At 65.4% G+C, this 8,455-nt stretch carries 8 protein-coding genes and 2 pseudogenes; 2 read left to right on the top strand and 8 right to left on the bottom strand.

Annotated features, from left to right (window positions below):
- A pseudogene (locus tag SYNGFB01_RS15500) lies at positions 1-491 on the top strand (hypothetical protein); the annotation flags it as partial.
- Between the two features lie 153 nt (positions 492-644).
- Here the strand turns inward: SYNGFB01_RS15500 and SYNGFB01_RS08960 are convergent.
- The 3 genes from SYNGFB01_RS08960 to SYNGFB01_RS13285 form a co-directional block, all read right to left on the bottom strand.
- On the bottom strand, positions 645-1,751 hold the full coding sequence (locus tag SYNGFB01_RS08960) for an IS5 family transposase (protein ID WP_152669599.1): 1,107 nt from the start codon (positions 1,749-1,751) through the stop codon (positions 645-647).
- Between the two features lie 86 nt (positions 1,752-1,837).
- A complete protein-coding gene (locus tag SYNGFB01_RS08955; RefSeq protein ID WP_048017774.1) occupies positions 1,838-2,128 on the bottom strand; it encodes a hypothetical protein in 291 nt (96 codons plus the stop codon).
- Positions 2,118-2,678: a family 1 glycosylhydrolase gene (locus tag SYNGFB01_RS13285; protein ID WP_072061598.1), complete on the bottom strand. Its 561-nt coding sequence runs from the start codon at positions 2,676-2,678 to the stop codon at positions 2,118-2,120. The genes SYNGFB01_RS08955 and SYNGFB01_RS13285 overlap by 11 nt, the downstream gene beginning before the upstream one ends.
- A gap of 169 nt (positions 2,679-2,847) precedes the next feature.
- On the opposite strand from SYNGFB01_RS13285, the pseudogene hisB reads away from it, so the two are divergent.
- Positions 2,848-3,479, top strand: a pseudogene (gene hisB, locus SYNGFB01_RS08950) (imidazoleglycerol-phosphate dehydratase HisB).
- 19 nt (positions 3,480-3,498) lie between these two features.
- Here hisB and SYNGFB01_RS08945 read toward each other — a convergent pair.
- The 5 genes from SYNGFB01_RS08945 to SYNGFB01_RS08925 all read right to left on the bottom strand — a co-directional run.
- A complete protein-coding gene (locus SYNGFB01_RS08945; protein ID WP_048017773.1) occupies positions 3,499-4,344 on the bottom strand; it encodes an LpxI family protein in 846 nt (281 codons plus the stop codon).
- Positions 4,345-4,436: 92 nt separating this feature from the next.
- Complete coding sequence (hisS, locus tag SYNGFB01_RS08940; RefSeq protein ID WP_072061597.1) at positions 4,437-5,705, bottom strand: histidine--tRNA ligase; 1,269 nt, start codon at positions 5,703-5,705, stop codon at positions 4,437-4,439.
- Positions 5,706-5,739: 34 nt separating this feature from the next.
- The gene (locus tag SYNGFB01_RS08935) at positions 5,740-6,678 is read right to left on the bottom strand and encodes a UDP-glucuronic acid decarboxylase family protein (RefSeq protein ID WP_048017772.1); all 939 of its coding nucleotides are present in this window, start codon (positions 6,676-6,678) and stop codon (positions 5,740-5,742) included.
- 10 nt (positions 6,679-6,688) lie between these two features.
- A complete protein-coding gene (locus tag SYNGFB01_RS08930) occupies positions 6,689-7,759 on the bottom strand; it encodes a glycosyltransferase (protein WP_152669598.1) in 1,071 nt (356 codons plus the stop codon).
- Between the two features lie 94 nt (positions 7,760-7,853).
- A partial coding sequence (locus SYNGFB01_RS08925; RefSeq protein ID WP_048017771.1) for a transketolase C-terminal domain-containing protein occupies positions 7,854-8,455 on the bottom strand: 602 nt, incomplete at its 5' end.

Genomic DNA, 8,455 nt, shown 5'->3' with positions numbered 1-8,455 from the left:
GGCTGCAGCACCACGCCCGCCAGGCACAGACCAGTGGCTCGGCCCGAACGTTCGTCGTCGCCGACGAGGCGAATCGCGTCGCCGGCTATTTCAGCCTCACCGTGGGCCAGGTCGACACGGTGGAGGCCCCAGAGCGCATCCGTCAGGGCATGGGTCGATTTCCGCTGCCCGTGGTCATCCTGGCCAGGCTCGCCGTGTCACGGGAGAACCATGGACGTGGCATCGGTGTTGGGATGCTTCAGGACGCGATCCGTCCTGACCCATCCCATCGACGAAGACGCGGCACGCTTTTACACCCGGTTCGGATTCACTGCATCGCCGCTGCGCCAGCAGCAACTGCTTCTGCTCCTCAAGGACGCGAGGAAGATCCTCCGGTGAGCAATGGGGGCATCCGGCTGGGTGAGACGGTGGTGGCACTTGTAAGAGGAGGAACACAGGCAAGTCAGGCCGCCATGTCAGCGCGTGATCGCCTTAGGAGGCTGCTGAAATAGCGGCCCAAGCGAGTCCCATCCTGATGCTCTCGCTCCAGCCGGAGGGAACCAGTGCCCTCTGGGACGTTCGCTCGGCCCATCGAGCAATACCTGCTGGCCTCTGTCCCCCTCTCTGGGGAGTGAATCGGCTCTGATCGCCCATCAACTCCCGTCTCATGCCAGCGCCTGCCGTGGGCTGAGCAGGTTCGCCAATCGGATCAGGTTGTAGGCCACCACATGCAACCGGAACACCGCTCCCACCTTTGAGCGGCCTCGGGCCTTGAGCTGCCTCAAGCCCGCGGCCTGCTTGATCCAGCCGAACACCTGCTCGATCCGCTTCCTGGCGTTGATGGATTGGGTATAGCCCGGATGGCGGACGGTGCGGCCGTCGATGGCGGAGCGGCGGCGCGCCTGGATGTTCTGCGCCACATGCGGCGTGATGCCGGCAAAGCGGATGTCGGCCACGAAATCCTTGGTGTCGTAGCCCTTGTCGGCGGCAAGCGTCTTCCGGTGCGCCCCAACGAGCGAACGGGCCATCCGGATCGCCGCCGCCCGCTCCCCATAGCCGTCCGCTGGGGTGACCTCACTGGCCACCACCAGGCCGTGGCGGTTCTCCATCAGGCAGTGGCCCAGATAGCTGAGGTAGGCGCCGGTGCTGTTCGACTTGCGGAACAATCGGGCCTCGCCGTCGCTGCTGGAGCGGTGGGTCTGGTTGGAGAGCAGCAGACCGCGGAAATCCCCTTTGGCGCGCTTCTTGCCCTTGGCAGGAGCTGCCCCAAACCCATTGCCGCCACTGGGTGGTGGCGGATCCTCATCACTCCCGTCGATCCGCTCCAGGGAGCTGTGGGAGGCCCAGGCCCGCAGCAGGGTGCCATCCACCGAGAAGTGCTCCGAACTCAGCAGTGGCTTGACCTCCGGTGCGGCCATCAACAGCTCCAGGAACCGAGCCATGAGCTCCTCATTGAGCAGCCGATCGCGATTCTTGGTGAATGTCGTCGGATGCCAGACGGGGTCGTCGGGGTTGAGGCCGACAAACCAGCGGAACAGCAGGTTGTAGTCGAGCTGCTCGATCAGCATCCGCTCCGAGCGGATGCCGTAGATCGCCTGCAGCAACAGGGCCAGCAGCAGTTGCTCCGGCGGGATCGAGGGCCGACCGCCCTCGGGGTAGAGCCTCCAGAAGGTGGGATTGAGCCGATCGAGGGCATGATCCGCCAACCGCCGCACCTGCCGCAGGGGATGGGCCTTGGGGATTCGGTCCTCGGTGGAGACGTAGGAGAACAGGGGACCGGTCCGCTCCTACTGGCCGCGCATCCGCTCAGTGCCGATGGGCCATTCTCACGCGGCTGGCCAGGTTTTTCAGCAGCCTCCTAGCCGTGGGTCCACTTGAAGTTATTGAGCAGCGACCAGTGGAAGTAGCCCTGCACGGGGATGCCCTCGGCAACGGCGACGCCGTTCTCGGTGACGATCAACGACAAGCGGTAGCGCCGCCCAGCCGAGCAGCTCCGCCATGGGCTGCTCCAGCCTGGGAAACCGGGCAATCGCAGACGGATCACGCCGTCGCGGAAGGCGTCGTAGAAGGGCCAGTTGAAGCCGCGGCGCACCTGGGCGGCCGTGAGGCGATCGGGAGGCCACCAGCCCCGCAGGGATTCAGCCAGCACCAGATGGACGGCAGCGCCGACACGGGCATCGTGACGGTGTCGCCGCAGGGCTGCGGCGGCCAGCGCGCGGCCTGCAGGAGTCCCGCGAAGGCGCGGGTGGCCAGCTCCGGATCCCGCCGGCAGGGGGGCCACTGGCCGGTGACGTAGTCATAGAGCATCTGCACGTCCGGCTCGTTGACGGTGCACCACAGACGCACCCGAGCGCCCCGGCTGCGAGCCAGATCGGCAGGGTGAGCATCGGCTCGATGCCCGCATGCTCGAGCAGAGCCAGTTCAAGATCGGCGTGCTCCCAGGGGGCCTTGTCCCAGCGGCCGGGCTCCGGCTCGAGCAGGCTCCACTGCAGCGAGGGCCGGTGGACGTTGGCCCCCAGATCGCGAATCAGATCGGTGTCCTCCTCCAACCGGTTCCAGTGATCGGCCGCCGACCCGCTCACCGCACCCTCGGCGATCACCCCGGGCTGACACTCGAAGCGGGCCCAGTGGTTGCCATGAGTGTGACCATCCACCTGGTGGGCCGAGGTGGCGACGCCCCACAGGAAGTCCGCGGGCATGGAAACCACGAAGGGAGTCTCCGGAATGTCAGTGAGGCGTGGATCAGCGGTCGTGGCCATGCCCCAAACTGGCCGGACCGCGGGGGTCGGGCAAGGCGCCCCAGCGCATCCGAACCGACTCGGCCATGATCAAAGCGATTCGGGCCAGGCCCGATTCCCCAGCAAGGCCATGAACGACGGCATTCCCGGCAGCCAGCCCCGCAGCGGATCGGTGCACCGCGTCACCAGTGAGACCGATGTGCGCGTCAAGCTCACGCTCGACGCACGGGGCGCTGCCAGGCCAGCACCGGCGTGCCGTTCCTCGACCACATGCTGCACCAGATCAGCAGCCACGGCCTGATCGATCTGGAGATCCAGGCCACCGGCGACACCCACATCGACGACCACCACACCAACGAGGATGTGGGCATCGCCATCGGCCAGGCCCTGACTCAGGCGCTGGGCGACCGACGCGGCATCCACCGGTTCGGTCACTTCCTGGCGCCGCTGGATGAGGCGCTGGTGCAGGTGGCTCTCGATTGCAGCGGCCGACCGCATCTGAGCTTCGGCCTGCAGATCCCGGCCCAGAAGATCGGCCGTTACGACACCGAACTGGTGAGGGAGTTCTTCGTGGCCGTGGCCGGCAACGCAGGCCTCACCGTCCACATCCGCCAGCTGGACGGGGTGAATTCGCACCACATCGTGGAGGCCTGTTTCAAGGCCTTTGCCCGCGCCCTGCGCCAGGCCACCGAGCTGGATCCGCGCCGCGCCGGAGCAGTTCCCAGCAGCAAGGGGGTGCTGGAGCGCGCCGGCCAGGGTTGATGCGAAGCACTGCCGGCAACTAGCGCAGCGAGGGGCGGGCCCAGAGGAACATGCCGAGGCGATCGGCTTCGGCCATGGTCCGCTCCGCATCGAGCAGCAGGGCGCCGCGGGCCTCCCAGGCGATTCCGGCCAGGCCTGCGGCCGCGGCCTTCGCCACGGTGGTCGGGCCGATCGCCGGCAGGTCCATGCGCCGATCCTGATCGAGCTTGGGCGCTTTGTAGAGCACACCGGAGCGGGTGCCGGCCGGCGGCTGATCGCGGGTCTGGGCCACCCACTCGAGCATGGCGTCGGTGCCCGGCAGCGACTCGGTGGCCAGGCAGAGTCCACCAGCCACCACAGCGCCCTGCCCCACATCCACCGCCGAGATGGCCTCCACGATGTAGGCGGCGCGCTCCACATCGCTGCGATCGGTTTCGCTCGGCACCCGGCTGGCATAGAGACCCGGCTCTGGCAGCAGGTTGGGGGCCACAGCCTCCACCCCCACCACCTCCAGGCCAAGCTCCTCAATGATTTCAGCCAGGGCTCGCAGCGAGGCGTCATCGCCCCTGCGCAGCGACCCCAGGATACGCGGAGCTGCCATCAGGGTGGAACCTTCCAGACGCATGAAGTTGATCGAGCGGGGGCGATGGAACTTGCCCACCATCACCACCTGACGGATGCCTCGCTTCTCCAGCGACCGGAAGAAGGAGATCGAGCGCTCGAAGAAGAACTCCTCAACCTCAGTCGACTCGTTGTCGGGGAGTTCCGGTTCCAGCCCGTGCGGGCAACAGATCAGATGCTCCCGTCCCGTGGCCCTGAGGGCCTGGGAAAGCATCCGAGGCAGCACTCCAGCACCGGCGATGATGGCGAGTGTGGGTTCAGCCATCGCAGCGGCGCACGACTCCGGAGGCGTTGCACCCAGCAGTCAACAGCCCGGATGCGAGGGGGGGCGAGCCCGGGTGGACACGTGCTCGGGCGTCATGGCGACGCCAGCAGGGCCGCCGCCAGCCCGCTGACCGGCAGGCATCGCTCAACCTGACCATCCGCGGGGCCCCGCAGGTCCTTCAGCCGCACCACCCCACGGGCCGCCTCCTCCTCACCGATCACCGCAGCCCAGCGCGCCCCGGAACGGTCGGCCCGCTTGAACTGCTTGGCGAAGGCCGCGCCGCTGCCATCGCGTTCCACCGCCAGGCCGGCCAGACGGCACTGGCGGACCAGGGNCATGGCTGCCGCCTCGGCCGCCTCACCGCGGCTGATCACATAGAGATCCGGGGNAGNCGTCGGCGGCACCCCGTGCGTCCGGCTGAGCAGCAGCACCAGCCGTTCCAGCCCCATCGCCCAGCCCACGGCCGGGGTGGCCGGACCTCCCAGCTGCTCCACCAGACCGTCGTAACGCCCCCCACCACACACCGTGGCCTGGGCACCCAGCTGGCTGCTGGTGATCTCGAAGGCCGTATGGCCGTAGTAGTCGAGGCCGCGCACCAGGCGGGGATTGAGCTGCGCCGGGATGTCCAGGGCCGCCAGCCCCTCCTGCACCCGCTCGAAGCGTTCGCGGCTGGCGCCGCTGAGAGCATCGCCCAGACGCGGCGCGCCGGCGAGGAGAGCCTGGGTCTGGGGCTGCTTGCTGTCGAGCACGCGCAGCGGATTGGTCTGGATGCGGGCCTGGGAGTCGGGATCGAGCTGGTCGCGATGGGCCTCCAGCCAGGCCACCAGCCGCTCGCGGTAAAGAGCCCGATCCTCCGGGCTGCCGAGGCTGTTGAGCTCCAGTGTCAGGCCGCCCACACCCAGATCGGCCAGCAGATCCCAGGCGATGGCGATCGCCTCCACATCGCTTCGGGCATCGGCGTGACCGAGCAGTTCCACGCCGATCTGATGAAACTGCCGCTGGCGCCCTGCCTGGGGGCGCTCGTAGCGGAACATCGGCCCGCCGTACCAGAGCCGCTGGGGCCCTTGGCTCAGCAGCCCGTGCTGGATCACGGCCCGCACCACCGAGGCGGTGCCCTCCGGCCGCAGGGTGCAGCTCCGCTCGCCCCGGTCGAGAAAGGTGTACATCTCCTTGCCCACCACGTCGGTGGCCTCGCCGATGCCGCGGGCGAACAGTTCGGTGACCTCCAGCAGCGGGGTGCGGATCTCGTGGATCACCGCCCGGCGGAAATGCTCCCGCGCCCGCTCTTCCAGGTGCTGCCAGAGCCGCAGTTGCTCGGGCAACAGGTCGACCATGCCGCGCAGACTCTGCAGCGAAGCCAAGAGAGGATGGGAACGGTTGGGGGAGTCTGCCTGGCTAGGGATCCAGCAGCTGACGGAACCAGGCGATGGTGGGCTCCAGGCCCTGCTCCAGCGGGACCGTGGGCTGCCAGCCCAGTTGCTCACGGGCCAGATCGATCACGGGCTGCCGCTGGGTGGGGTCGTCGGCGGGAAGTGGCTTGCAGATCAGCTCCAGCTCCGGGTTGATCCGTTCGCGCACCAGCTCCGCCAGCCGCCGGATCGTGAACTCACCAGGGTTGCCGAGGTTGATCGGGCCGGTGTGATCCCCGTTCATCAGCCGGACCAGGCCCTCCACGAGGTCATCCACGTAACAGAACGAGCGCGTCTGGCTGCCATCGCCGTAGAGCGTGAGCGGTCCACCGCGCAGAGCCTGCACGATGAAGTTGCTCACCACCCGGCCGTCGTCCGGGAGCATGCGGGGGCCGTAGGTGTTGAAGATCCGCGCCACCCGGATCTGGGTCCCGTGCATGCGCCGGTAGTCGAAGCAGAGCGTCTCGGCGATGCGCTTGCCCTCATCGTAGCAACTGCGAATGCCGATCGTGTTGACGCAGCCGCGGTAGCCCTCCGGCTGGGGATGCACCTCCGGATCGCCGTAGACCTCCGAGGTGCTCGCCAGCAGCAGCCGCGCCCCCACCCGCCGGGCCAGGCCGAGCATGTTGTAGGTGCCAAGGAAGCTGGTCTTGGCGGTCTTGATCGGGTTGAACTGGTAGTGCACCGGCGAGGCAGGGCAGGCCAGATGCCAGATGCGGTCGACCTCCAGCCGGATCGGCTCGGTCACGTCGTGCCGGATCAGCTCGAAGCGGGGATGACCGATCCACTGGGCCACGTTGGCCTTGCGTCCGGTGAAGAAGTTGTCGAGGCAGATCACCTCCTCGCCGGCCTCCATCAGCCGGTCGACGAGGTGGGAGCCCACGAAGCCGGCTCCGCCGGTCACCATGTTGCGGGCTACCCCCATCAAGTACTCATCATCTTGGCATCAGATTGTACTTGAGAATGCAGTAAATGGCTCTGAATCCGTCTCGCCACCCGATCTTCTTCCCTTCTCCATATGTACGGCCATAGTAGGATATCCCTACCTCGTAAATGCGTAGGTTCATCTTGGCGACTTTGGCTGTAACCTCTGGCTCGAAGCCGAAGCGGTTTTCGCGGATCTGTATTTTCTGGATAACCTCTCGTCGAAACGCTTTGTAGCAGGTTTCCATGTCCGACAGGTTCAGGTCTGTGAACATGTTGCTTAGCAGCGTAAGGAAGGCATTCCCCATGCGATGCCAGAAATACACCACACGGTGAGGCCGCCCTCCTTGGAAGCGGCTGCCGAAAACAACGTCGGCCTTCCCTTCTAGGATTGGGCCGATGACAATTGGAAATTCTTGGGGATCGTATTCTAGATCGGCATCTTGGACGATGCATATATCTCCAGTTGCTGCGAGGAATCCCGTGCGCAGAGCTGCGCCTTTGCCTTGATTGCGATCATGGAAAATGATGCGTAAGTCCGAGTGATTGGACTGGTCCAGAATTCTGAGCAAATCTCTAGAGCCATCGGTGGAGCCATCGTCCACAACCACCAACTCAAGCTCATTGATAGGGGCCTTGCGTACTGCGGCGATCAGCGTCTCAATCGTTTCGACCTCGTTGTAGCAGGGAACAATAACGCTGAGCTTCATCTTGGCAAGAAGATCCAGTATTTTTTGAATTGCGTACGAGATTACCGCGAGTATTGGGACTCCCAGTAGGGCTGTAAGATTTCTATTGATGCCTGCTGATACGCCAATAGAAATTATGCTCCAGTTCAGGAACCAAAGTAGCACTTGCGTGAGACTGTAGCGTAGCAATGGTCTTCCCTCTCTTAGGCCAGAAGCGCGAAACACCCACTTGCCGTAGATGATGTAGCCCATCACGCCATTCCATGCCTGGCTCATCAGTGCGCACACCGATGAAGGAAGTGCTGGTATTAGGAGCAGCCCCTGCAGAATCAGGTTGGTCAACAGGATATTAACGAGTCCTGCAAGCCCGAAGCGCCGTTTACGTCCAGCCACCAATTTAGAGGCTCTCAGTCGAGAGCTTGATAGATCATCTGCCCAACGAAGTCATTTGATTCTCTAGAGATTTTGCTGCCCTCCAAGATTGCTTCTACCCCAGCCCCTTCGCCTTAGCCACCACATTCTCAACCGTGAACCCGAACTTCTCCATGCACAGGGGGCCAGGGGCCGAGGCGCCGAAGCGGTCGATCGAGATCGTGGCGCCGTCGAAGCCCACGTATTTGTGCCAGCCGAAGCTGCTGGAGGCTTCCACCACCAGGCGCTTGCGGCAGGCAGCAGGCAGCACGCTCTCGCGGTAGGCGGCATCCTGCTCCTCGAACAGCTCGACGCATGGCATCGACACCACGCGCACATTGCGGCCTTCGGAGCGCAGCTGTGCGGCGGCCTTGGTACAGAGCTCGAGTTCAGAGCCGGTGCCGATCAGGATCAGTTCAGGCGTGCCACTGCAGTCTTCGAGGATGTAGCCACCCTTGGCCACCGCTTCGGGGCTGGAGCCGGCCTGGTTGGCCATCGCCTGACGGCTGAGGATCAGCACGCTGGGTCGCTTGCGGTTCGCCACGGCCACCTGGTAGGCGCCGCTGGTTTCGTTGCCGTCGCCGGGGCGGATCACCAGCATGTTGGGGATCGAACGCAGGCTGGCCAGGGTCTCGATCGGCTGGTGGGTAGGGCCGTCTTCCCCAAGACCGATCGAGT

Source organism: Synechococcus sp. GFB01, from assembly GCF_001039265.1.
Classification (GTDB): domain Bacteria; phylum Cyanobacteriota; class Cyanobacteriia; order PCC-6307; family Cyanobiaceae; genus NIES-981.
Note: the sequence above shows the minus strand (reverse complement) of the source record. Positions and strands in the feature narration are given on the sequence as shown.

Bases quoted from the DNA above. Each gene is read 5' to 3' on its own strand.
- SYNGFB01_RS08935 (WP_048017772.1), bottom strand. From the start codon at position 6,678: ATGGGGGTAGCCCGCAACATGGTGACCGGCGGAGCCGGCTTCGTGGGC.
- SYNGFB01_RS08945 (WP_048017773.1), bottom strand. From the start codon at position 4,344: ATGGCTGAACCCACACTCGCCATCATCGCCGGTGCTGGAGTGCTGCCT.
- SYNGFB01_RS13285 (WP_072061598.1), bottom strand. From the start codon at position 2,678: ATGCCCGCGGACTTCCTGTGGGGCGTCGCCACCTCGGCCCACCAGGTG.